Source organism: Acidovorax sp. 107, from assembly GCF_003058055.1.
GTDB lineage: Bacteria > Pseudomonadota > Gammaproteobacteria > Burkholderiales > Burkholderiaceae_C > Acidovorax.
On the sequence record NZ_QBTZ01000001.1, the window covers coordinates 4,638,775 to 4,660,623 of the forward strand.

Below are 21,849 nucleotides of genomic sequence, written 5' to 3' on the forward strand. Positions count from 1 at the left end.
TTGCCGGGAATGCCAATGATCTGCCGCGCTCTAGCGCAGCATCGTGAGGCAGGGGCGCGTGGATGGGGGCGAGTGGTAGGAGCGCAGTTTTGCTAGCAAAAAAGTAGCTGATTGCGCTTGCTGGCTGGGCGCTGGAGCCGAATTGGAGCGTGCAGCCGGGGGCATCAGCCACCGCCACAAGGTCACCATCCAGCTCATCAACAACCACATGCTCGCTTTGATCCGCTGACAGGCTGCGCCCGGGTAGGGAACATCTGCCAGCTTGGGGGATTCCGTATCAGTGTTTCAATCTGTCAGCCCGCCGCACGGCGTGCTGGCCATCACAGGCATCTGGCCTGCAATCTGCGCGCACGACGCCCGCTGGCATCGACCTGCCTGCGTGAGGGGCAAGGGCTGTGTGGACTAAACTCCAGACAAATCAACCACTTACATAACAACGCGCAGGTGAAACACATTATAGGGGCCAAACCGCCCGCAGCTTCTGCGGGGCTTCCCGCAGCCCGCCTGGTGGAAGTGGATGCTGACTCCGCCGGCCAGCGGCTCGATAACTTTTTGATACGCCACTTGAAAGGTGTGCCAAAAACGCATGTCTACCGCATCATCCGCAGCGGCGAGGTACGCATCAACAAAGGCCGCGTGAGCGCCGACACCCGCGTAGAAGCCGGGGATGTCGTGCGCCTGCCGCCCGTGCGCATCTCCGACAAGGTGGCCGAGAAGGCCGAGCGTCCGGCGCCCGCGCGTGAATTTCCCGTTCTCTTGGAAGACGAGCACCTGATCGCCATCGACAAACCCGCCGGTGTGGCGGTGCATGGCGGCAGCGGCGTGAGTTTTGGCGTGATCGAGCAGCTGCGCCAGGCGCGGCCGGCTGCCAAGTTCCTGGAGCTGGTGCACCGGCTGGACCGCGAAACCTCGGGCATCCTGCTGGTGGCCAAAAAGCGGTCAGCGCTTACTCACCTGCAGGACCAGTTCCGCGAGCGCGAGACGGGCAAGACCTACCTGGCGCTGGTCACAGGCACCTGGCCTGCCAACAAGAAGGTCATCGACCTGCCGCTGCACAAATACCTGCAGGCTGATGGCGAGCGCCGCGTGCGCGTGACCACGCCCGACGACCCGGACGGCATGCGCTCCATCACGCTGGTCAAGGTGCGCAGCACCGTGCCCGCGCGTTCCGCGCAGGGCCTGCCGGCCATGTCGCTGCTGGAGGTGACCATCAAGACCGGCCGCACCCACCAGATCCGCGTGCACCTCGCCAGCCAGGGGCACGCCATCGTGGGTGACGATAAATATGGTGATTTCGACCTCAACAAGCGTCTGCAGAAGCTGGGGATGAAGCGCATGTTCCTTCACGCGTGGCGGTTACAGTTCAACCACCCCGCCTCGGGCGAACGTGTGCAGTTGAATGCCGAACTGCCCCCCGAGCTGGCCGATTTTGTGTCCCCCGCCTGAGAAGGCATGAACGAACCCCATGCCCGCCAAAACCTTCCGTCCGCGCCGCTTCGACCTGATTGCCTTTGACTGGGACGGCACGCTGTTTGATTCCACAGCCATCATCGTGCGCTGCATCCAGGCGGCGGTGCGCGACGTGGGTGGCACCGTGCCTACCGACAAGGAGGCGTCGTACGTGATCGGCATGGCGCTGACCCAGGCCCTGGCCTATGCAGCCCCGGATGTGCCCCCCGAAAAATACCCTGAACTGGGCAATCGCTACCGCTTTCACTACATCCAGCACCAGGACGACCTGAGCCTGTTTGAAGGCGTGCTGCCTTTGTTGACCGACTTGCGGGAGCGCGGCCACTTGCTGGCGGTGGCCACGGGCAAAAGTCGGCGTGGGCTGGATGAGGCGTTGCATACGGTGCAGCTCAAGGGTGTGTTTGATGGCTCACGCACGGCCGACCAGACCGCGGGCAAACCGCACCCTCTGATGCTGCAGGAGCTGATGGCCGAATTTGACGTGTCGCCCGAGCGCCTCTTGATGATTGGCGACACCACCCATGACCTGCAGATGGCCGTCAACGCGGGCTGCGCCAGCGTGGGGGTGAGTTACGGTGCCCACGAGCCCGACGCCTTTCACGCGCTGAAGCCCCTGGCGGTTGCCCATTCGGTGCGCGAGCTGCACGATTGGCTGCTGCAAAACGCCTGACGCCGGGTAGTAGAGGAGCGGACCGAGCCCATGACCACCTCGCCTGAGCAGGCTGTTGCGCTGTGCAACAGTGCCGACCTCGTCGATGGAGGCCTGGCCGTGCCGTTTGATGTGCAGTACGCCGGCCAGACCTGCCGGGCCTTTGCGATCCGCTACCAAGGCCTGCCGCACGCCTACCTCAACCGCTGCACCCATGTCGCAATGGAAATGGACTACCAGCCGAACCGTTTTTTTGACGATACAGGCCACTGGCTGTTGTGCGCCACCCACGGGGCAGCCTACCTGCCCAGCACCGGCCAGTGTGCAGGCGGGCCCTGCCGCGGCGGGCTGGTGAAAATTGCCTTGTCAGAGAGCGATGGCGTGGTGCACTGGCATACTGCCTATAACCTGCAACCCGTAGAGTTCTAGAAAACCCAGATCAGATGAAGCCCCCTCATGTGCTGTCGCGTGGTGTGAGCCAGCGCAGCGCACAGGCCGCGGCGGTGCAGCGCCCAGGACACAAGACATGACAGACCCTCAGCAGCCCGGTTCCTCGGGCTTTGACCCCAAAAGCAATTCCGCCCCCGATCTGTGGGCACAAGTAGCTACTAATTCAGGAGCATCTGTGAGCGATTCATCGCGTGAACCCGGCTGGGAACGTGCCACGCTGGAAAAGCTGGCCTTTGCCGCCCTCAATGAGCAACGCAGCTCTCGCCGCTGGAAGATCTTTTTCCGCCTGACTTGGCTGGTCTTGATTGCGGTCGTGGCGTTCGCGGCGCTGCGCCAGGCATCGCCCAGCGCCAGCAAAAGCACGCCGCACACTGCGGTGGTGGACATCAAGGGCGAGATCGCCAGCGGCGCCGAGGCCAGCGCTGAGTTCGTGGTGGCTGCCATGCGCAGTGCGCTGGAGGACGAGGGCTCGCAAGCGCTGGTGCTGCTCATCAATTCGCCCGGCGGTAGCCCCGTGCAGGCCGGCATCATCAACGACGAGATCGTGCGCCTGAAGGCCAAGCACAACAAACCGATCTACGCCGTGGTGGAGGAAACCTGCGCCTCGGCCGCGTACTACATCGCTGCCGCAGCGGACGATATCTACGTGGACAAGGCCAGCATCGTGGGCAGCATCGGCGTGCTGATGGACGGTTTTGGTTTCACCGGCGTGATGGAAAAGGTGGGTGTAGAGCGCCGCCTGCTCACAGCGGGCGAAAACAAGGGCTTTCTCGACCCCTTCAGCCCGCAGACTGAAAAGCAGCGCGCCTACGCGCAGACCATGCTGGACCAGATCCACCAGCAATTCATCGCTGTGGTGAAGGCAGGGCGGGGTGACCGCCTCAAGACCACGCCCGACACCTTCAGCGGCTTGTTCTGGACGGGCCAGCAGGCCGTGGAAATGGGCCTGGCCGACAAGCTGGGCAACCTGGACTATGTGGCGCGCGAAGTGGTCAAGGCCGAAGACATCATCGACTACACCCGCCGCGACAACGTGGCAGAGCGCCTGGCCAAGCGCTTTGGTGCGGCCGTGGGCATGGGCGCAGTCAAGTCGCTGGCCGTGTCGGGGCCGCAGCTGCGCTGACATTCGCCTGTGAGTCGGCAGGGGGCTTGATCCTCTGCAAGCCCTTGAATTGACTGGAGATGTGTATCTAAAGCCCCGGCAGAGGTCTCTGCCGGGGCTTTTTTGTGGGCCCAGGTTGGTGTTGCGCCTCGATGCCGGTGCAAGGCCGTTATGCAGCGGTTTTGGGTGTTTTGGGGTGAATGTGCCAGTGGAATATGCCCGGAGTGCTCCTGAATATGTAGCAAGCAGGCCCTGTCCCCGCACTGTGCCGCCCCGTCGCCGTTTCAGCGCCCCAGCGCAAACACCACGGGCGTGCGGTTGTCCGGTGGTGCGGGCTGCTGCTTCCACTGGCGCACCAACTGGCTCTGCACCCGCGCGTCTGGCAGGGTCAGGCCGCTGGCCAGCGCCAGGCGGGTATGGGGCTGCAGCGTTTGCACCAAGGCCTGCCACAGGGCAGGGTTGCGGTACGGGGTCTCGATGAACAGCTGGGTCTGGCCCGTGCGCAGTGCGATGCTTTCCAGCTCTTTGATGCGCTGAGTGCGCTCTTGCCCGTCTTGTGGCAAGTAACCGACGAAGGCAAAGTTTTGCCCGTTGAGGCCGCTGGCTGCCAAGGCCAGCAGCAGCGACACAGGCCCCACCAGCGGCACCACGCGCAGGCCCAGGTCGTGCGCGGCCCGCACCACCGACGAGCCAGGGTCGGCCACAGCGGGCATGCCCGCTTCGCTGACCAGCCCGATGTCGTGACCGTTGAGTGCTGCAGTCAGCAGTGGGCGTGCGTCGAACGGGGCTGAGCCTTTGTCGCCATGGTCGCCCTTCTTGTGCACCTCGCGCGGCAGCTCGGTGATCTGCTGCTGCTGCAGGGGCAGGGCCAGAGGGTGGAGCGCGTCGATGCGCTTGAGGTAGGCTCGTGTGCTCTTGGCGTTCTCGCACACCCATTGCGTCAGGCGGGCTGCAGTCTGCAGGGTGGCGGAGGGCAGGGCGTCCTGCAGCGGGGCCTGTGTGTCGCAGCCAAAGTCCAGGGGGGCGGGCACCAGAAACAGGGTGCCGGTTTTGACGCTCATGGCAGCACCAGCCCCGCTGCGCGCAGCATGCGGCATGTGCGAATCAGCGGCAATCCGATGAGTGCTGTGGGGTCGTCGCTGTGGATGGCGTCCAGCAGCGCAATGCCCAGGCCTTCGCTCTTGGCACTGCCCGCGCAGTCGTAGGGCTGCTCAGCGCGCAAGTAGCGCTCAATTTCTTCGTTGGACAGGTCGCGGAACTTCACCTCCACCGGGGCGAGGTCCACCTGCTCAAAGCCGGTGGCGGCGCATACCACGGCCAAGGCGGTGTGGAACACCACCGTCTGGCCGCGCATCTGGCGCAACTGCTGCACGGCGCGTTCGTGCTGGCCCGGTTTCCCCAGCGGCTCACCGGCCAGGTCGGCCACCTGGTCGGAGCCAATCACCACGGCCTCGGGGTGCTGTCGCGCCACGGCGCGTGCCTTGGCCAGCGCCAGGCGCAAAGCCAGAGTGCGCGGGGCCTCGCCGGGCAGGGGGGTCTCATCCACGTCGGGGGCAGCCACTTCAAAAGGCAGATTCAGCCGCTCAAGCAGTTCGCGCCGATAGCGCGAGGTCGAGCCCAATACCAGAGGGCGTTGCGGGGAGGGGGATTGATGCATGCGCCGATTCTCTTACACTGCCGCCATGACCAAGGAATACTCCGCACAGCGCCTCGACGTGAAAGCCTTTGCACAGGCAGGTGGTCGGCTGGCGGGCCACGACTCGCTGCTCAAGTACGAACGCCTGGCGCAAGAGGCCAAGGGCTTGCACCCCGACCTGCTGGTGGACTGGGAGGCGGTGGGCGAGGTACGCACTGCGCTGGGTGGTATGGGGCAGGTGTGGTTGCGCATCAAGGTGCGAGCGAGCTTTCCCATGGAGTGCCAGCGCTGCCTGACCCCGGTGGATGTACCCCTGGAGGTGGAGCGCGAGTTTCGCTTTGTGGCCGACGAGGCCACCGCCGAAGCGCTGGACGACGAGAGTGAAGAAGACCTGCTGGCCCTGAGCCGGGAGTTTGATCTGCATGAGCTGATCGAAGACGAGCTGCTGATGGCGCTGCCCGTCGTGCCCAAGCACGACGAGTGCCCTACCTCGGTGCCCCTGGCGTCTTCCGATGACGATTTTGAAGAAGCCAACGCCGAAAAACCCAACCCGTTTGCAGCCTTGGCCGCCCTTCGAAAGGATGGCAAGGATTGATGAATCGACCCCAAAAAGCATTTGGGTTATAATCGTGGGCTTCACGCGAACCCCATCGTGTCTTTTTGGGCTGATCGCGTTTTTACCAACCTATTCCAGATCAGGAGCCATCATGGCCGTTCAGCAAAACAAAAAGTCCCCTTCCAAGCGCGGTATGCACCGCTCGCACAATGCCCTGAACGTGCCGGGCATTGCTGTGGAACCCACCACCGGTGAAACGCACCTGCGTCACCACATCAGCCCCAACGGTTTCTACCGTGGCCGTCAGGTGCTGAAGAACAAGTCTGAAGCCTGACCTTCACCCCATCCAAAGGCCCGTTGCTACAAACTCTGTAGCGCGGGCCTTTGTTTTGACCGTCGTATTCATCTCTCGGCCCCTCGGGCCGGCCGGACAAGTCGCCCATGATCACACTGGCTGTTGACTGCATGGGGGGCGACCATGGCCCCCGCGTCACGCTCGCGGCGTGCCGCCAGTTTCTCGAACACCATCCCGATGCCCGTCTGCTGCTTGTTGGCCTGGCGGACAGCTTGCAGTCGTTTTCCCACGACCGCGCCACCATCGTTCCTGCTACCGAAGTGGTGGCGATGGACGACCCGGTGGAGGTGGCTCTGCGCAAGAAGAAGGATTCTTCAATGCGCGTGGCCATCCAGCAGGTCAAGGATGGCACGGCTTCGGCTGCTGTCTCTGCAGGCAACACAGGCGCCTTGATGGCGATTGCCCGCTATCTGCTCAAGACGCTGGACGGCATTGATCGCCCTGCCATCGCCACCCAATTGCCCAATGCCACCGGCGGAGCAACCACGGTGCTGGACCTGGGGGCCAATGTGGATTGCTCGGCCGAGCATCTGCTGCAGTTTGCCGTGATGGGTTCCGCCCTGGTGTCGGTCCTGCAGGAGGGCGGCGAGCCCACCGTGGGGCTGCTGAACATTGGTGAAGAAGTCATTAAGGGCAGCGAAGTCATCAAAAAAGCAGGCGAACTGCTCCGATCTGCAGCCAACTCGGGTGATCTTAACTTCTATGGGAACGTCGAAGGCAATGACATCTTCAAGGGAACGGTGGACATCGTGGTCTGCGACGGTTTTGTGGGCAACGTGGCCCTCAAGGCCAGCGAGGGTGTTGCCTCGATGATCATTGGCGCGCTTAAAACGGAGTTTTCGCGCCATATTTTTACCAAAATTGCTGCCATCGTTGCCTATCCGATCTTAAAAGCGCTGATGAAGCGCATGGACTACCGTCGATACAACGGCGCAGCGCTGTTGGGTCTGCGCGGCCTGGTGTTCAAGAGCCACGGATCGGCGGACGCCATGGCATTCGAGCAGGCGTTGAACCGGGCGTATGATGCAGCCCGCAACAACCTGCTCGACCGTGTCCGGACCCGGATTGCGCATGCGGCGCCCCTGTTGGCGCCTGCAGATGCCCAGCCCCTGCCTGGCGTTGCGGCGACCGCACAATAATGAGACGTTATTCCCGCATTACCGGCACCGGCAGCTATTTGCCCCCCCGCCGGTTGACCAACGCCGATCTGGTCGCCGAACTGGGCCAGCGTGGCATCGAGACCTCTGACGAATGGATTGTGGAGCGCACGGGTATCCGGGCGCGCCATTTTGCTGCGCCCGACGTGACTGCGAGCGACCTGGGTCTGGAAGCTGCGCGCAATGCCTTGCAGGCCGCCAATTTGCAGCCGACCGATATCGATCTGATCATAGTGGCCACGTCCACGCCGGACATGGTGTTCCCGTCCGTGGCTTGCATCTTGCAAAACAAGCTGGGTGCCAATGGCTGTCCCGCTTTTGATGTGCAAGCGGTGTGCAGCGGTTTTGTCTATGCCCTGTCGGTGGCGGACGCCATGATCCAGACGGGTGCTGCCAACCGCGCCCTGGTGATTGGCGCCGAAGTTTTCAGTCGCATTCTGGACTTCAATGACCGCACCACCTGCGTGTTGTTTGGTGACGGGGCTGGTGCCGTCGTGCTGGAAGCCTCTGAGACGCCCGGCATCTTGTCTAGCGACCTGCATGCTGACGGCAAGCATGTCAATATTCTGTGTGTGCCAGGCAACGTGTCCGGTGGTCAGGTGCTGGGAGATCCCGTCCTCAAAATGGATGGGCAGGCGGTCTTCAAGCTGGCAGTAGGGGTGCTGGAGAAGGCGGCCCACGCCGCTTTGGCGAAGGCGGGCCTGACGGAGGCTGACATCGACTGGCTGATCCCGCACCAGGCCAATATCCGCATCATGCAGGGCACCGCCCGCAAACTGAAGATGTCGATGGACAAGGTTGTGGTCACGGTGGACCAGCACGGCAACACCTCGGCGGCATCCATTCCGCTGGCGTTGGACCATGCGGTGCGCTCCGGTCAGGTCAAGAAAGGCGAAACCTTGCTGCTCGAAGGCGTGGGCGGCGGTTTCACCTGGGGTGCCGTGCTCCTGAAGTTGTAGCTGCTAGCGCAATAAAGACCGGCGCTATCGGCCAATTTCATCATATTTCTGGATATTTCATGAAGTCTTTTGCATTTGTCTTTCCGGGGCAAGGCTCGCAATCGGTGGGCATGCTCGACGGCTGGGCTGACCACCCTGTGGTGGCGCAGACCCTTCAAGAGGCCTCGGATGCCCTGGGCGAGGATGTTGGCCTGTTGATCAAGGAAGGTCCCAAGGAGGCTTTGGCCCTGACCACCAACACCCAGCCCGTGATGCTGGTGGCGGGTGTGGCTGCATGGCGGGTGTGGCGCGCAGAAGGTGGTGCGGCGCCGGTGGCTGTGGCCGGGCACTCGCTGGGCGAATACTCGGCCTTGGTGGCTGCGGGTGTGCTGACGCTGGCGCAGGCCGCGCCGCTGGTGCGACTGCGTGCCGCTGCCATGCAGGAAGCGGTGCCAGTCGGCACGGGTGCCATGGCGGCCATTTTGGGTATGGAGGCTTCTAAGGTCATCGCAGGCTGTGCCGAGGCCTTGGCATCGTTCGGGGCGGGCACCCCAGAGGTGGTCGAAGCGGTTAATTTCAACGACCCGATCCAGACGGTGATCGCGGGTACCAAGGCCGGTGTGGACAAGGCCTGTGAAGTGCTCAAGGCAGCGGGCGCCAAGCGTGCATTGCTTTTGCCGGTGTCGGCGCCTTTCCACTCCAGCCTGATGAAGCCTGCGGCCGAAAAGCTGCGTGTGGCTCTGGTGGATGTTGCCTTGGCTGCCCCCCAGATTCCGGTGATCAACAACGTGGACGTGGCGGTGCAGCAGGACGCTGACGCCATTCGCGACGCGCTCTACCGCCAGGCCTTCGGTCCCGTGCGCTGGGTCGAATGCGTGCATGCACTCAAGGCGCGTGGCGTGACCCACCTCATCGAATGTGGCCCCGGCAAGGTGCTGGCAGGCCTCACCAAACGCATCGATCCCGAGCTGGTCGGTGCCGCATTGTTTGACTCGGCCACGCTGGCCGAAACCCGGGAGTTGTTGGCATGACGGAATTGACCCAAACGGTAGCGCAGGCAGCGCAAGTCGCGCTGGTGACCGGCGCATCGCGTGGCATTGGTGCGGCCATTGCCCTCGAACTCGCCGTGCGTGGTTACCGCGTCGTTGGCACAGCCACCACCGATGAGGGCGCCGAGCGCATCAGCCAGGCGTTGTCTGCTTACCCCGGCTGCCGGGGTGCCAACCTGAACGTGAACGATGTGACGGCGGTCGAGGCCCTGATGGACGCCATTGTCAAGCAGCAAGGTGGTCTGCATGTGCTGGTGAACAACGCGGGCATCACGCGCGACACCCTGGCCATGCGCATGAAGGACGACGACTGGAATGCGGTGCTGGACACCAATCTCAAGGCCGTGTTCCGCACGAGCCGCGCTGCCATCCGCCCGATGATGAAGCAACGCTTTGGTCGCATCATCAGCATCACCAGTGTGGTGGGTGCGTCGGGCAATCCGGGTCAGGCCAACTACGCAGCAGCCAAGGCGGGCGTGGCGGGCATGACGCGCGCACTGGCCCGTGAGCTGGGCAGCCGCAACATCACCGTGAACTGCGTGGCGCCCGGTTTCATCGAGACCGACATGACCTCTGTGTTGCCCGAAGATCAGCAAAAAGCGCTCAATGCGCAGATCCCGCTGGGCCACATGGGCAAGCCAGCAGACATCGCACACGCGGTGGCGTATCTGGCGTCGCGTGAGGCTGGCTATGTGACAGGGCAGGAGTTGCATGTCAATGGCGGCATGTACATGTAATTAAGGCAAATTAACGCCGGTTCATCCGGACGGCGGGTCGCTTAGGGGCTTCTCCTTAACCGGCTAGAATCGCGGATTCATTCACAACCCCCAGAGGGAAACCATGAGCGATATCGAAGCACGCGTCAAAAAAATCATTGCCGAACAACTCGGTGTGGAAGAGTCCCAAGTCACCAATGAAAAGGCCTTCGTGGCAGACCTCGGTGCCGACTCGCTCGACACGGTGGAACTGGTGATGGCTCTGGAAGACGAATTCGGCATCGAGATCCCGGACGAAGACGCCGAAAAGATCACCACGGTGCAAAACGCCATCGACTACGCCAACAACCACCAGAAGGCCTGAGCAGCGCACTGCGCCTGACTCAAGCGATCAGCAGAAGGTTTTATACGCATGAGCCGTCGTCGCGTTGTCGTGACCGGCCTGGGTTGCATCAGCCCCGTGGGTAACACGGTGGCCGAGTCCTGGGCCAACCTCCTTGCCGGCCAATCCGGCATTGACCTCATCACCAAGTTCGACGCGTCGAACTTTGCCTGCAAGATTGCGGGCGAGGTCAAAGGTCTTGACCTGGAGTCGTACATCAGCGCCAAGGATGCGCGCGCGATGGACACCTTCATCCACTACGGCATTGCTGCTGCGGCGCAGGCCGTGCAGGATGCGGGGCTTCCTACGGGCGAAGCGCTCAGTGAGGAGTTCGCCACGCGCATTGCCTGCGTGATCGGCTCCGGCATTGGCGGCCTCCCGCTGATCGAAAATACCCACGCCGAACTGGCCAGCCGTGGACCGCGGCGTATCACGCCATTTTTTGTCCCCGCGTCCATCATCAACATGGTGGCAGGGCATGTGTCCATGCGCTTTGGCTTCAAGGGCCCCAACCTTGCTGTGGTGACTGCCTGCACAACGGGCTTGCACTGCATCGGCGAGGCGGGGCGCATGATCGAATATGGCGATGCAGACGTAGTCGTGGCAGGCGGTACCGAATCCACGGTATCCCCGCTGGGCATTGGCGGCTTTGCCGCCATGCGTGCCCTGTCCACGCGCAACGACGACCCCAAGACAGCATCCCGGCCCTGGGACAAGGACCGCGACGGGTTTGTGCTGGGCGAAGGGGCTGGTGTGCTGGTGCTTGAAGAGTACGAACACGCCAAAGCCCGCGGTGCCAAGATTTATGCCGAACTCAGCGGTTTTGGCATGAGCGCCGATGCAGGCCACATGACGGCACCCAATATGGATGGGCCTCGGCGCGCCATGCTCAGTGCGCTGCGCAACGCCGGGATCAATGCCGATCAGGTGGACTACCTCAACGCCCACGGCACCTCTACCCCCCTGGGTGACATCAACGAGACCAACGCTATCAAGGCGGCCTTGGGCGACCACGCCTACAAGACCGTCGTGAGCTCTACCAAATCCATGACGGGCCATTTGCTTGGCGGCGCCGGGGGTATCGAGAGCGTGTTCACTGTACTGGCACTGCACGAACAAAAAGTGCCGCCCACCATCAACCTGCTTAACCAGGATCCGGAGTGTGATCTTGATTACTGTGCCAATACGGCACGGGATATGAAGATCGATGTGGCCGTCAAAAACAACTTCGGTTTTGGTGGCACCAATGGAACGCTGGTGTTCAAGCGCATCTGATTTCCCACCGAAATCACGGCTTCGGTCGTAGCATGTGTCGCGCGCTGGCGTGCTTACAGGGCGTCCGCCGCCGTGACGGCAGTTCAGCGTCGCTCTGGAGTGTGATCAGCCTTCCGCGGCGATTCGTCCTGTGATACGGCTCACGCGGCGACCCCCTTCCGTCCAGTATCCGCTGCGGCGCAGTAGGGTTTTGGGCGCGTTGCTGGCTGCTTTGGTATTGGCGGGTGCCTTGGTGCTGCTTGCCTGGGTGGCTCTGGGAAGCAGGGCTGCCGTTCTGTCCATCGGGGTAGCCTTTTGCCTTTGGGCGGCGGCCCTGTTGGGTGCGGTGCATTTTTGGTGGCACCAACCTTGTGGATCGCTGCAGTTCGATGGCGAGGCCTGGAGCTTGTACCGCGCATTGCCCGCCGGCAGGGCGCTAGCACTGTCAGCGTCTCCTGAGGTGCTTCTGGATCTGCAGGGGTACCTGTGGGTGCGCATCTTGCCGGTCGGACACTCGCCCTTGTGGTTATGGCTGGAGCGCTCGAGCCAGCCAGAGCGCTGGATGGACTTGCGCCGTGCGGTATATTCGCGCGCCAGACCGGGCATTGACAACGCTGACGAAACCGCCCGGCAAGCTGCCGCAGGGCGTGAATCTTGAGTATCCATGACTGTAATTCCGCCTTCCCCCTCCGAAGACAGCGACCTCCAACTGGTGGAGCGCACGGTTGCGGGCGACCAGCGCGCGTATGAATTGCTGGTCATCAAGTACCAGCGCCGCATTGAGCGACTGATCGGTCGCATGGTGCGTGATACGGACTCGGTCCAGGACATCGCCCAGGAGACTTTCATTCGTGCCTACCGGGCGCTGCATCAGTTCCGAGGGGACGCCCAGTTCTACACGTGGCTGTACCGGATTGCCGTCAATACGGCCAAGAAGGCGTTGATGGACATGAAGCGCAACCCGGTCATTTCCGAGAATGCGTTCCGTGGTTCTGAGGATGAGGATGAAACTTCCCGCCTTGGACACGAACTAACCAGCGACGAAACCCCCGAAACTGTCCTTGCGGCCCAGGAAATCGCCCAGGTCGTGAACGCAGCCATGGAGGCCTTGCCCGACGATCTGCGTCAAGCGGTCACGCTGCGAGAGATCGAGGGGCTCAGTTACGAAGAAATTGCCACCGCGATGGGGTGCCCCATTGGTACGGTGCGATCTCGAATTTTTCGGGCGCGTGAAGCCATTTCGGCCAAAGTGCGTCCCTTGCTTGAAAACCAGTCGGGCAAACGGTGGTGAGGTGATGGAATGAACAAGGCGGAAACAGGTATCAATGTCTCGGCAGGTGTCAGCCTGCGCGAGGGGCTGGGGCGCGGCGAGCAGTTATCGGCCCTGGCGGACGGCCAACTTCAAGGCGATGAGTTCGCTGCTGCGCTGGCCTGGGCTGCAGAGGATGAAGGGCGTGACACCTGGGAGGTCTATCACCTCGTGGGTGACGTGCTGCGCTCTTCGGAGCTGGCGCGACCTGTGAGTCCGGCATTTCTGTCCCGCTTGCGCGAAGAGCTTGCCAAGGAAGCCCCGCCGCAGCGCCCCCAAGTTCCGGCCCAGTTGGATAACGTAGCGGTCCACCTGCCTGTGGCTGCCAACGCTTCGGTCTTCCGTTGGAAGATGGTTGCGGGTTTTGCTTCACTCGCTGCCGTGGCAGCCATCGGCTGGACTTCTTTCTCCCAACTGCAGGGGGCGGGCGGGGCAGGTTCTCAGTTGGCTGCTGCCCCAGAAGGTGCGCGGGCCCAGGGTGCACCTGTCGTGGCTGTTGCTGACGCAGACGGCCAGCAAGTGATGATTCGGGACCCACGCTTGGACGAGCTGCTGGCCGCCCACAAGCAGTTCGGCAGCACGTCTGCGCTGCAGATGCCGGCAGGCTTTTTGCGCAACGCTACTTTTGAGACTCCTGGCCGCTGAACCTTGAATGGCAATTTCTGGCGCTGAGATTGTGTGATGAACCCCTCTGGAGTAGCGAAGGTCTTTGAAATTCCCTGGGTTCGATGGTTTGGCACGCTGATAGCTGCCGTTCTGTGCGGATTGTGCGCGGCACCGGCGATGGCAGCTTCTGCCGCATCCCCTGAATCCACAGCCAGCGCCGCGGCAGAACGCGATACGGCACAGTGGATCGAGCGCATGCACAGCGCACCCTGCAGCCGCGCCTATGCCGGGACCTTTGTGGTGTTGGCGGCCAACGGTGCGATGTCCAGTTCGCGCATTTGGCATGCCTGCGATGGGCAGCAACAATTGGAGCGGGTCGAGTCACTCAGCGGCACACCGCGCACCGTCTATCGGCGCAATGACGAGGTTCGTACCTTCCTGCCTCAGGCGCGCATCGTGCGATCAGACCGCCGCGATGCGTCGGGGCTCTTTCCGCGCGTGCCTGTGGTCAGCGGCACATCCATCGCCCAGTTCTATACACCCCGCATGCTGGGGCAGGAGCGGGTGGCGGGCTTCGTGTCGGATGTGGTGTGGCTTCAACCCACAGACACCCTGCGCTTTGGCTACCGCCTATGGAGTGAGCGTGAAACCGGATTAGTGATGAAGCTGCAGACGCTGGCCCCAGACGGCCGGGTGCTGGAGCAGGCGGCCTTTTCGGAGTTGGACCTGAATGCCTCGGTGAAGGTCGATCAGCTTGCACGCCTGATGGACACCACCTCGGGCTACAAGGTTGTGGCGCCCTCGGTGGTCAAGACCACGGCCAAGGCTGAAGGCTGGGCCTTGCGGCAGCCCGTGGCGGGCTTCGTGCCCGTCAGTTGCCATCGGAGGGCGGTGTCTGACGCGCAGGACGCCCCCAGCGTGCTGCAGTGTCTCTACTCCGATGGACTGGCCTCTGTGTCGTTGTTCATGGAGCCCTTCGACCCTCAGCGGCACCCTGCTCAGCCCCAGGTATCGAGCATGGGTGCTACACAGTTGCTGGCCCAGCGCGGGCCATCGGACGTGTGGGTCACCGCCGTAGGTGAAGTGCCATTGCAGACATTGCGCCTTTTTGTGGGCCAGTTGGAACGCCTGCGCTGAGGGGCGGGGTGCAGCGGTCTGAGTTCTCATCTCCGTGTCTGTGCCCGGCCGTGGGGACATGGAGAGAGCCACACGTCCGGGGAACCATTTGGCGTCACACTCTTCACAGTCACACACAATTCGTGAACAGCATTCGCCAAAAATCAAGAAAGGTCAAAGATGCCGAAGTTTGATGGAAGTATGTTGCGTTCGATGGCACTGGCATCCCTGATGGGTGTTCTGGCCACGGTCTCGTTAGCACCCCATGCTGCGTTGGCACAACCCGCCTCGTCGGTTCGGGGTTTGCCAGATTTCACCGATTTGGTTGATCAGGTGGGGCCTTCCGTGGTCAATATTCGCACCGTGGAAAAAGCGTCCAGCCGAGCCAACGCCAATGGCATGGACGAAGAGATGCTGGAATTTTTTCGCCGGTTCGGGGTGCCTATTCCCAATGTTCCGCGCCAGCAGCGGCCTCAACGCCCTCAGCAAGAAGAAGAGCCGCAACCACGCGGCGTAGGGTCGGGTTTTATCTTGACTGCCGACGGCTTCGTGATGACCAATGCGCACGTGGTTGAAGGCGCCGATGAGGTCATCGTGACCTTGACCGACAAGCGCGAGTTTAAGGCGCGCATCGTGGGAGCAGACAAGCGCACCGATGTCGCCGTGGTGAAGATCGAAGCGTCTGGCCTGCCTGCGGTGAAGGTGGGGGATGTGAGCCGTCTCCGCGTGGGTGAATGGGTGATGGCGATTGGCTCACCCTTCGGGCTGGAAAACACGGTCACTGCGGGCATCGTCAGCGCCAAGCAGCGTGATACGGGAGACTATTTGCCCTTTATCCAGACCGACGTGGCCATTAACCCCGGAAATTCCGGCGGCCCCCTCATCAATATGCGTGGCGAAGTGGTGGGCATCAATAGCCAGATCTATTCCCGCTCGGGCGGGTTCATGGGGATCTCGTTCGCCATTCCCATGGATGAAGCCATGCGTGTGAGCGAGCAGTTGCGCGCATCGGGCCGTGTCACGCGTGGTCGCATTGGTGTGCAGATCGGGCAGGTCACCAAGGACGTTGCTGAATCGATTGGCTTGGGCAAGGCACAAGGTGCGCTGGTGACCGGCGTGGAGACAGGATCGCCCGCTGACAAGGCAGGCGTGGAGGCGGGGGACATCATCACGCGCTTCGATGGCAAGCCCATCGAGAAGGTGGCCGACCTGCCGCGCCTGGTGGGCAACACCAAACCAGGCAGCCGCAGTACTGTGACGGTATTTCGTCGCGGAGCATCCCGCGACCTAGCCATCACCATCGCGGAGATCGAGCCCGACAAGCCAGCTGCCAAAGCGACCGAGCGCGAGGAGAAGCCCAAGGCTTCTGCGGCGGCACAACAGATCGGGTTGTCGGTGACGGACCTGACGGATGCGCAGAAGAAGGAGCTCAAGCTCAAGGGCGGGGTGGTGGTAGCTGCCGCTACCGACGCGGCGGCACGCGCTGGCCTGAGGGAAGGGGACATCATCTTGTCGGTCGCCAACACCGAAGTGTCGGGCGTGAAGGAGTTTGAGTCCGTGCTGTCCAAGGCCGACAAGAGCAAGTCCATCAACGTGCTCTATCGCCGTGGAGAGTGGGCGCAGTACGCGCTGATTCGCCCTGGCAAGTGAGCGTTGTAAACCCACAGGGGATGGTCCAACAGCGGGCGATTCCCTACCTGGTGAGGGGGCCATTGCAGCAGTTGGTGGATTTTTTATCGAACCGATTCCGGGTGTCTTGATCTGCCTGGATGTTAGCTTTTGCTAACTTTTTGGAGGCCCATCAACCAGTTTCGATAGAATAGAGACTTGCGTTCAACGCTTATCTGCATATCGACCGGCTCACTGTTCACGATGTGGGATGTTTTTGTGCAATGCACAGTTGATCCACAGCTCACCCACAAGTTGTCCAGCGTTGTTCTTGTGCAGACTGTGTATAAACTGTGTATAAAATTCCTGTTGCACCCTGGCAACTTCCCTGGGATACCGAGGGACGGGCTTTTTCAGATGGCCTTTTTGCCTACAATGAAGCTCCAACTATCGCAGTTGCCAATGATTGTTGGTTCAGGGCGCGTCGCCACTCGACGCGCCCTTTTTTCTTGTGCGCGCTGTTTTAATTCAATCACTTGACGCTTTCCGTTGATGAATCACATCAGAAATTTTTCCATCATTGCGCACATCGACCATGGCAAGTCGACGCTTGCCGACCGCTTGATTCAGCGGTGCGGAGGTCTTGCAGACCGTGAGATGGAGGCCCAGGTTCTGGACTCGATGGATATCGAAAAAGAGCGTGGGATAACCATCAAGGCGCAGACCGCTGCGCTGCAGTACAAGGCCCAGGACGGACAGGTTTACAACCTCAATCTGATCGACACGCCGGGGCACGTGGACTTCTCTTACGAAGTGAGCCGCTCGCTGTCTGCGTGCGAAGGTGCACTGTTGGTGGTGGACGCATCGCAAGGGGTGGAAGCGCAGACCGTGGCCAACTGCTATACCGCGCTGGACTTGGGCGTGGAAGTGGTCCCGGTGCTCAACAAGATGGATCTGCCCAATGCCGACCCGGAGAACGCGAAGGCTGAAATCGAAGATGTGATCGGCATCGATGCGACCGACGCGATTCCCTGCTCCGCCAAGACCGGCATGGGCATCGATGAGATTCTGGAAGCCATCGTTGCCAAGGTTCCCGCACCGCGAGGCCGTGCCGACGGTCCGCTGCGGGCGATGATCATCGACAGCTGGTTCGACAGCTATGTGGGCGTGGTCATGCTGGTGCGTGTGGTCGATGGCCGTTTGCTCAAGGGTGAGCGCATCAAGATGATGGCCACGGGCGCGGTGTACAACGCCGATAACCTGGGAGTGTTCACGCCTGCCAACGAGCCGCGCAACTCACTCGACGCTGGGCAGGTGGGCTACATCATTGCGGGTATCAAAGAGTTGCAGGCCGCCAAGGTGGGCGACACCATCACGCTGGAGAAAAAACTCCCCAACAACGCCGGCCCAGCGGCCGAGGCGCTGCCAGGTTTCAAGGAAATCCAGCCGCAGGTGTTTGCCGGCCTCTACCCGACCGAGGCGAGCGAATACGACTCCCTGCGCGACGCCCTTGAGAAGCTCAAGCTCAACGATGCCTCGCTCCACTACGAGCCCGAGGTAAGTCAGGCGCTGGGGTTCGGATTCCGCTGCGGATTCCTGGGGCTTTTGCACATGGAGATCGTGCAGGAGCGGCTGGAGCGTGAGTTTGACCAGGACCTCATCACGACCGCCCCCAGTGTGGTCTATGAGGTCGTCAAGGCCGACGGCGAAGTGATCATGGTCGAGAACCCTTCCAAGATGCCTGACCAGGGTCGTCTGGAGGAAATCCGCGAGCCCATCGTGACGGTGCACCTGTACATGCCGCAGGACTACGTGGGCCCGGTGATGACACTGGCCAACCAAAAGCGTGGTGTGCAAATGAACATGGCGTACCACGGTCGCCAGGTGATGCTCACTTACGAAATGCCGCTGGGCGAAATCGTGCTGGACTTCTTCGACAAGCTCAAATCGGTCTCGCGTGGCTATGCGTCCATGGACTATGAGTTCAAGGAGTACCGGGCCTCCGATGTGGTGAAGGTCGATATCCTGCTCAACGGCGACAAGGTGGACGCCTTGTCCATCATCGTGCACCGCTCGCAGTCGCAGTACCGTGGCCGCGCGGTGGTCGCCAAGATGCGGGAAATCATCAGCCGCCAGATGTACGACGTGGCCATCCAGGCCGCCATCGGGGCCAACATCATTGCGCGCGAAACCATCAAGGCGCTGCGCAAGAACGTGCTGGCCAAATGTTATGGGGGCGACATCACCCGTAAACGCAAGCTTCTTGAGAAGCAGAAAGCCGGCAAGAAGCGCATGAAACAGATCGGATCGGTCGAAGTGCCCCAAGAGGCGTTTCTGGCCATTTTGCAGGTGGAAGACTGATGCAGTTCATGCAAATTTTGACGTCGCTGGTCCTGGCAGCCTTCGTTGGCTATATCGGTGCCTGGTACACCGGCGCGATCGAGGGCAACTTTGCGCTGCTCCTGTTTCTGGCGACGCTTGTGACCGGTGTCTACTGGCTGGCAGAGCGTATTTATTTTCTGCCCCGGCGCCGCAGGGCGGCGCAGGCCATCGAGGACGCTGCAACCGAGCGCCGTGCAGAACTTGATCGCATGGGCATCCAGAAGGTGGACGTCGATGTGCAGGAGACCAAGGGCCGCATCCTCATGCAACCCTGGTGGCTGGACTGGACGGCTGGTCTGTTCCCGGTGATTGCTGCAGTGTTCTTCTTGCGCTCTTTCCTTTTTGAGCCCTTCAAGATTCCTTCCGGCTCGATGATTCCAACCCTGCTGGTGGGGGACTTGATCCTGGTGAACAAATTCACCTACGGCATCCGGCTGCCCGTCATCAACACGCGGTTGACCGAGGGCACGAGGCCGGTGCGTGGCGACGTGTTGGTGTTCCGTTATCCGCCCCAGCCCAGCATGGACTACATCAAGCGGGTGGTGGGGGTGCCGGGCGATGAGGTGGCCTATCTCAACAAGCGCCTCACCATCAATGGCAAAGCTGTTGATACCAAGGCGCTGCCCGACTTCCTTGAAGAAGACTCGATGCGCTACTTCAAGCAATTTGAAGAGCAGCTGGGCGACCAGCGACACCGGCTGTTGAACAACCCCGATGTGCCTGCCTTTGTGCAGGGCGCCAGCAACTTTGCCTATCGTGAAAACTGCCGCTACAGTGTGGAAGGTGTCACCTGCAAGGTGCCGGAGGGGCACTACTTCATGATGGGCGACAACCGCGACAACTCGCTCGATTCCCGTTATTGGGGGTTCGTGCCTGAGGGCAATATCGTGGGCAAGGCCTTTTTTGTCTGGATGAATTTCGGTAATCTCAAGCGGATCGGCGCGTTCCATTGAACGCGAGCGGTTGCACACAACATTGAGGGGGTCATTGATGAAGACACATCGCACTGCAAGCCGCTCGCGCCAACGTGGGCTGTCGTTTTTTGGACTGATTTTTGTGGGACTGATCGCAGTAGCTGTCTTTGCCATTGGCGGTCAGTCAGTACCGATCTTTCTGGAGTACGCATCAGCCAAGAAGGCCATTGAAAAAGCCAAGGTCGAAACCACAGTGCCTGGAATTCGTGCTGCTTTTGACCGCGCCGCGTCCATTGATGACATCCGATCCATCAAGGGGTCAGACCTGGAGGTGACAAAGCGTGGCGAGAAGGTGGTGGTGTCGTTTAAATATGCGCGCGAAATTCCCCTGGCGGGTCCGGCCTATCTGGTCTACCGCCTTGAAGCGCAGACCAACTAGGTGCAGGCCGGTCTCCTCGCGCTGCAGGGGCGCCTGCAGCATGTGTTTGCTGATCCCTCACTGCTCCAGCGTGCCACCACACACCGCAGCTTTTCTGCGGACCACAACGAGCGGCTTGAATTTCTGGGTGACTCCGTTTTGAATCTGGCGGTGGCCAGCCTGCTCTACCTCCGGCTGTCGGCCTTGCCTGAAGGCGACCTCTCTCGGGTGCGTGCCAATCTGGTCAAGCAGGACACCCTGCACCAGCTGGCCCTGCGGCTCAAAGTGGCTGATGTGCTGCGTTTGGGCGAGGGTGAGGCCAAATCCGGGGGGCAGCAGCGTCCATCCATCCTGGCGGATGCATTGGAAGCGTTGATTGGGGCGGTGTATCTGGATGCCGGTTACGCCAGCGCGGAAGCCCTGGTGCATCGTCTCTTCGAGGGCGTGGAGATCAACCCGCAGATGCAGGCGGCGTCCAAGGACGCCAAAACCGCATTGCAGGAGTGGCTCCAGGGCCGCAAAATGAAGCTGCCGCAATACAAGGTGGTGGCGACGGTGGGGGCGGCCCACCGCCAGACCTTTGACGTCGAGTGCGATATTCCGGAACTGGGCCTGACCGAGCGTGGCATCGGTGGGTCCCGCAGGGCGGGCGAGCAGGCCGCCGCTGCTGCCATGATGGCCACATTGAAAGCAAAGAATTTATGAATGACGCTACCCAAGATGTAGCTGCTGACGACGGTGCTGAGGGCGCCCCGGTGCAAAACGATCTGGACGCTATGCTGGCTGCCGCGGGCGCGCCTGCTGCAGTGCTTGGCCAGCGCTGCGGCGTGATCGCCATCGTTGGCAAGCCCAACGTGGGCAAATCCACCCTTCTCAACGCCTTGGTGGGGCAGAAGATCAGCATCACCTCGCGCAAGGCGCAGACCACGCGCCATCGCATCACGGGCATCCGCACCCTGGAGCAGACGCAGTTCATCTTTGTGGACACCCCGGGCTTCCAGACCCGGCACGCTACAGCCCTCAATAAGTCGCTGAACAAGACCGTGATGGGCGCGATTGGCGACGTGGACCTGATCCTCTTTGTGGTCGAGGCCGGTAATTTCACCCTGGCCGACGCCAAGGTGCTGTCGCTGTTCAAACCCGGCATTCCCACGCTGCTGGTGGCCAATAAACTGGACATGGTGCACCGCCGTGCTGAGCTGGCCCCCTGGCTCAAGAGCATGCAGGAGCGCCATCCGTTCGCCGAATTCGTGCCCATGTCGGCCAAAAACAAGGGCGACATCGAGCGCTTGTTTGGCATCTGCGCCAAATACCTGCCCGAGCAGGCTTGGTGGTATGCCGAAGACGAGTTGACAGACCGTAGCGAGAAGTTTCTGGCCTCCGAAACGGTGCGCGAGAAGCTGTTCCGCTTTACCGGCGACGAGCTGCCCTACACCTCGACTGTGGTGATCGACAAGTTCGACGAAGAAAAGAGCAAGCAGCACAAACGCTTGGTCAAGATCGCAGCCACCATCGTGGTGGAGCGTGACAACCACAAGATGATGGTGATTGGTGACAAGGGCGAGCGCCTCAAGCGCATTGGCACCGAAGCCCGTCAAGAGCTGGAAAAGCTCATGGACGCCAAGGTGTTCCTCGAGCTGTGGGTCAAGGTCCGTTCCGGTTGGGCCGATGACGAAGCCCGGGTGCGCTCCTTCGGTTACGAGTGAACCCCGAACGCTGAATTCCCTTGCCTCCTGCGCGCGCACTGCGCAGCAGGCGTCACAGGCGATCCCTCCGTACCAT

23 protein-coding genes are annotated in these 21,849 nt (G+C 61.6%); 21 read left to right on the top strand and 2 right to left on the bottom strand.

Annotated elements, in window-relative coordinates; all coding sequences use genetic code 11:
- The first annotated feature begins 444 nt into the window (after positions 1–444).
- The 4 genes from C8C99_RS21595 (at position 445) to C8C99_RS21610 (ending at position 3,692) form a co-directional block, all read left to right on the top strand.
- Positions 445–1,446: an RluA family pseudouridine synthase gene (locus C8C99_RS21595; protein ID WP_108626853.1), complete on the top strand. Its 1,002-nt coding sequence runs from the start codon at positions 445–447 to the stop codon at positions 1,444–1,446.
- Positions 1,447–1,465: 19 nt separating this feature from the next.
- On the top strand, positions 1,466–2,140 hold the full coding sequence (locus C8C99_RS21600; protein WP_056646276.1) for an HAD family hydrolase: 675 nt from the start codon (positions 1,466–1,468) through the stop codon (positions 2,138–2,140).
- Positions 2,141–2,170: 30 nt separating this feature from the next.
- Positions 2,171–2,548, top strand: a complete 378-nt coding sequence (locus C8C99_RS21605; protein ID WP_056646272.1) for a Rieske 2Fe-2S domain-containing protein — start codon at positions 2,171–2,173, stop codon at positions 2,546–2,548.
- A gap of 97 nt (positions 2,549–2,645) precedes the next feature.
- Entirely contained in the window at positions 2,646–3,692 is a 1,047-nt protein-coding gene (locus C8C99_RS21610) for a S49 family peptidase (protein WP_108626854.1), read from the top strand.
- A gap of 263 nt (positions 3,693–3,955) precedes the next feature.
- Here the strand turns inward: C8C99_RS21610 and C8C99_RS21615 are convergent, their stop codons facing one another.
- On the bottom strand, positions 3,956–4,732 hold the full coding sequence (locus tag C8C99_RS21615; RefSeq protein WP_108627270.1) for an SAM-dependent methyltransferase: 777 nt from the start codon (positions 4,730–4,732) through the stop codon (positions 3,956–3,958).
- On the bottom strand, positions 4,729–5,328 hold the full coding sequence (locus C8C99_RS21620) for a Maf family nucleotide pyrophosphatase (protein WP_108626855.1): 600 nt from the start codon (positions 5,326–5,328) through the stop codon (positions 4,729–4,731). Before C8C99_RS21620 ends, C8C99_RS21615 begins: the two co-directional genes overlap by 4 nt.
- A 25-nt stretch (positions 5,329–5,353) precedes the next feature.
- Here C8C99_RS21620 and C8C99_RS21625 point away from each other — a divergent pair, with 25 nt between their 5' ends.
- The 17 genes from C8C99_RS21625 to era all read left to right on the top strand — a co-directional run bounded on the left by C8C99_RS21625 (position 5,354) and on the right by era (position 21,773).
- Positions 5,354–5,902, top strand: a complete 549-nt coding sequence (locus C8C99_RS21625) for a DUF177 domain-containing protein (protein WP_056646259.1) — start codon at positions 5,354–5,356, stop codon at positions 5,900–5,902.
- Positions 5,903–6,014: 112 nt separating this feature from the next.
- The gene (gene rpmF / locus C8C99_RS21630; protein WP_005794249.1) at positions 6,015–6,197 is read left to right on the top strand and encodes a 50S ribosomal protein L32; all 183 of its coding nucleotides are present in this window, start codon (positions 6,015–6,017) and stop codon (positions 6,195–6,197) included.
- A 107-nt stretch (positions 6,198–6,304) separates the two neighbouring features.
- Positions 6,305–7,357 carry a phosphate acyltransferase PlsX gene (gene plsX, locus C8C99_RS21635; RefSeq protein ID WP_056646256.1) on the top strand — a complete coding sequence of 351 codons (1,053 nt, stop codon included), beginning with the start codon at positions 6,305–6,307 and terminating at the stop codon, positions 7,355–7,357.
- Positions 7,357–8,334 (top strand): beta-ketoacyl-ACP synthase III, encoded by a 978-nt coding sequence (locus C8C99_RS21640; RefSeq protein ID WP_056646253.1) that lies wholly within the window; start codon positions 7,357–7,359, stop codon positions 8,332–8,334. Before plsX ends, C8C99_RS21640 begins: the two co-directional genes overlap by 1 nt.
- Before the next feature lie 59 nt (positions 8,335–8,393).
- Positions 8,394–9,344: an ACP S-malonyltransferase gene (gene fabD, locus C8C99_RS21645; protein WP_056646250.1), complete on the top strand. Its 951-nt coding sequence runs from the start codon at positions 8,394–8,396 to the stop codon at positions 9,342–9,344.
- Positions 9,341–10,099, top strand: a complete 759-nt coding sequence (gene fabG / locus C8C99_RS21650; RefSeq protein ID WP_056646245.1) for a 3-oxoacyl-ACP reductase FabG — start codon at positions 9,341–9,343, stop codon at positions 10,097–10,099. Before fabD ends, fabG begins: the two co-directional genes overlap by 4 nt.
- Positions 10,100–10,202: 103 nt before the next feature.
- Complete coding sequence (acpP, locus tag C8C99_RS21655) at positions 10,203–10,442, top strand: acyl carrier protein (protein ID WP_056646241.1); 240 nt, start codon at positions 10,203–10,205, stop codon at positions 10,440–10,442.
- A 48-nt stretch (positions 10,443–10,490) separates the two neighbouring features.
- Positions 10,491–11,735 (top strand): beta-ketoacyl-ACP synthase II, encoded by a 1,245-nt coding sequence (fabF, locus tag C8C99_RS21660; RefSeq protein WP_056646238.1) that lies wholly within the window; start codon positions 10,491–10,493, stop codon positions 11,733–11,735.
- Positions 11,736–12,378: 643 nt separating this feature from the next.
- Positions 12,379–13,005, top strand: coding sequence for an RNA polymerase sigma factor RpoE (rpoE, locus tag C8C99_RS21670; protein ID WP_056646232.1), 627 nt, complete (start codon positions 12,379–12,381; stop codon positions 13,003–13,005).
- A gap of 9 nt (positions 13,006–13,014) precedes the next feature.
- Positions 13,015–13,668: a sigma-E factor negative regulatory protein gene (locus C8C99_RS21675; RefSeq protein WP_082576942.1), complete on the top strand. Its 654-nt coding sequence runs from the start codon at positions 13,015–13,017 to the stop codon at positions 13,666–13,668.
- Positions 13,669–13,704: 36 nt separating this feature from the next.
- On the top strand, positions 13,705–14,766 hold the full coding sequence (locus C8C99_RS21680; protein ID WP_082576941.1) for a MucB/RseB C-terminal domain-containing protein: 1,062 nt from the start codon (positions 13,705–13,707) through the stop codon (positions 14,764–14,766).
- 159 nt (positions 14,767–14,925) lie between these two features.
- Positions 14,926–16,395: a DegQ family serine endoprotease gene (locus C8C99_RS21685; RefSeq protein WP_056646229.1), complete on the top strand. Its 1,470-nt coding sequence runs from the start codon at positions 14,926–14,928 to the stop codon at positions 16,393–16,395.
- Positions 16,396–16,905: 510 nt separating this feature from the next.
- Positions 16,906–18,714, top strand: a complete 1,809-nt coding sequence (gene lepA, locus C8C99_RS21690) for a translation elongation factor 4 (protein ID WP_056646226.1) — start codon at positions 16,906–16,908, stop codon at positions 18,712–18,714.
- Positions 18,714–19,688 carry a signal peptidase I gene (lepB, locus tag C8C99_RS21695; protein ID WP_108626856.1) on the top strand — a complete coding sequence of 325 codons (975 nt, stop codon included), beginning with the start codon at positions 18,714–18,716 and terminating at the stop codon, positions 19,686–19,688. Before lepA ends, lepB begins: the two co-directional genes overlap by 1 nt.
- Before the next feature lie 37 nt (positions 19,689–19,725).
- The gene (locus C8C99_RS21700) at positions 19,726–20,088 is read left to right on the top strand and encodes a DUF4845 domain-containing protein (protein WP_108626857.1); all 363 of its coding nucleotides are present in this window, start codon (positions 19,726–19,728) and stop codon (positions 20,086–20,088) included.
- Positions 20,089–20,772, top strand: coding sequence for a ribonuclease III (gene rnc, locus C8C99_RS21705; protein ID WP_108626858.1), 684 nt, complete (start codon positions 20,089–20,091; stop codon positions 20,770–20,772).
- Positions 20,769–21,773 (top strand): GTPase Era, encoded by a 1,005-nt coding sequence (era, locus tag C8C99_RS21710; protein WP_108626859.1) that lies wholly within the window; start codon positions 20,769–20,771, stop codon positions 21,771–21,773. The genes rnc and era overlap by 4 nt, the downstream gene beginning before the upstream one ends.
- Positions 21,774–21,849: the final 76 nt, after the last annotated feature.

Bases quoted from the DNA above. Each gene is read 5' to 3' on its own strand.
- C8C99_RS21610 (WP_108626854.1), top strand. From the start codon at position 2,646: ATGACAGACCCTCAGCAGCCCGGTTCCTCGGGCTTTGACCCCAAAAGC.
- C8C99_RS21625 (WP_056646259.1), top strand. From the start codon at position 5,354: ATGACCAAGGAATACTCCGCACAGCGCCTCGACGTGAAAGCCTTTGCA.
- fabG (WP_056646245.1), top strand. From the start codon at position 9,341: ATGACGGAATTGACCCAAACGGTAGCGCAGGCAGCGCAAGTCGCGCTG.
- era (WP_108626859.1), top strand. From the start codon at position 20,769: ATGAATGACGCTACCCAAGATGTAGCTGCTGACGACGGTGCTGAGGGC.
- C8C99_RS21680 (WP_082576941.1), top strand. From the start codon at position 13,705: ATGAACCCCTCTGGAGTAGCGAAGGTCTTTGAAATTCCCTGGGTTCGA.
- fabD (WP_056646250.1), top strand. From the start codon at position 8,394: ATGAAGTCTTTTGCATTTGTCTTTCCGGGGCAAGGCTCGCAATCGGTG.
- rpoE (WP_056646232.1), top strand. From the start codon at position 12,379: ATGACTGTAATTCCGCCTTCCCCCTCCGAAGACAGCGACCTCCAACTG.
- fabF (WP_056646238.1), top strand. From the start codon at position 10,491: ATGAGCCGTCGTCGCGTTGTCGTGACCGGCCTGGGTTGCATCAGCCCC.
- C8C99_RS21615 (WP_108627270.1), bottom strand. From the start codon at position 4,732: ATGAGCGTCAAAACCGGCACCCTGTTTCTGGTGCCCGCCCCCCTGGAC.
- lepA (WP_056646226.1), top strand. From the start codon at position 16,906: ATGAATCACATCAGAAATTTTTCCATCATTGCGCACATCGACCATGGC.
- C8C99_RS21640 (WP_056646253.1), top strand. From the start codon at position 7,357: ATGAGACGTTATTCCCGCATTACCGGCACCGGCAGCTATTTGCCCCCC.
- rpmF (WP_005794249.1), top strand. From the start codon at position 6,015: ATGGCCGTTCAGCAAAACAAAAAGTCCCCTTCCAAGCGCGGTATGCAC.
- plsX (WP_056646256.1), top strand. From the start codon at position 6,305: ATGATCACACTGGCTGTTGACTGCATGGGGGGCGACCATGGCCCCCGC.
- C8C99_RS21675 (WP_082576942.1), top strand. From the start codon at position 13,015: ATGAACAAGGCGGAAACAGGTATCAATGTCTCGGCAGGTGTCAGCCTG.
- C8C99_RS21605 (WP_056646272.1), top strand. From the start codon at position 2,171: ATGACCACCTCGCCTGAGCAGGCTGTTGCGCTGTGCAACAGTGCCGAC.
- C8C99_RS21685 (WP_056646229.1), top strand. From the start codon at position 14,926: ATGCCGAAGTTTGATGGAAGTATGTTGCGTTCGATGGCACTGGCATCC.
- acpP (WP_056646241.1), top strand. From the start codon at position 10,203: ATGAGCGATATCGAAGCACGCGTCAAAAAAATCATTGCCGAACAACTC.
- lepB (WP_108626856.1), top strand. From the start codon at position 18,714: ATGCAGTTCATGCAAATTTTGACGTCGCTGGTCCTGGCAGCCTTCGTT.
- C8C99_RS21700 (WP_108626857.1), top strand. From the start codon at position 19,726: ATGAAGACACATCGCACTGCAAGCCGCTCGCGCCAACGTGGGCTGTCG.
- C8C99_RS21600 (WP_056646276.1), top strand. From the start codon at position 1,466: ATGCCCGCCAAAACCTTCCGTCCGCGCCGCTTCGACCTGATTGCCTTT.
- C8C99_RS21620 (WP_108626855.1), bottom strand. From the start codon at position 5,328: ATGCATCAATCCCCCTCCCCGCAACGCCCTCTGGTATTGGGCTCGACC.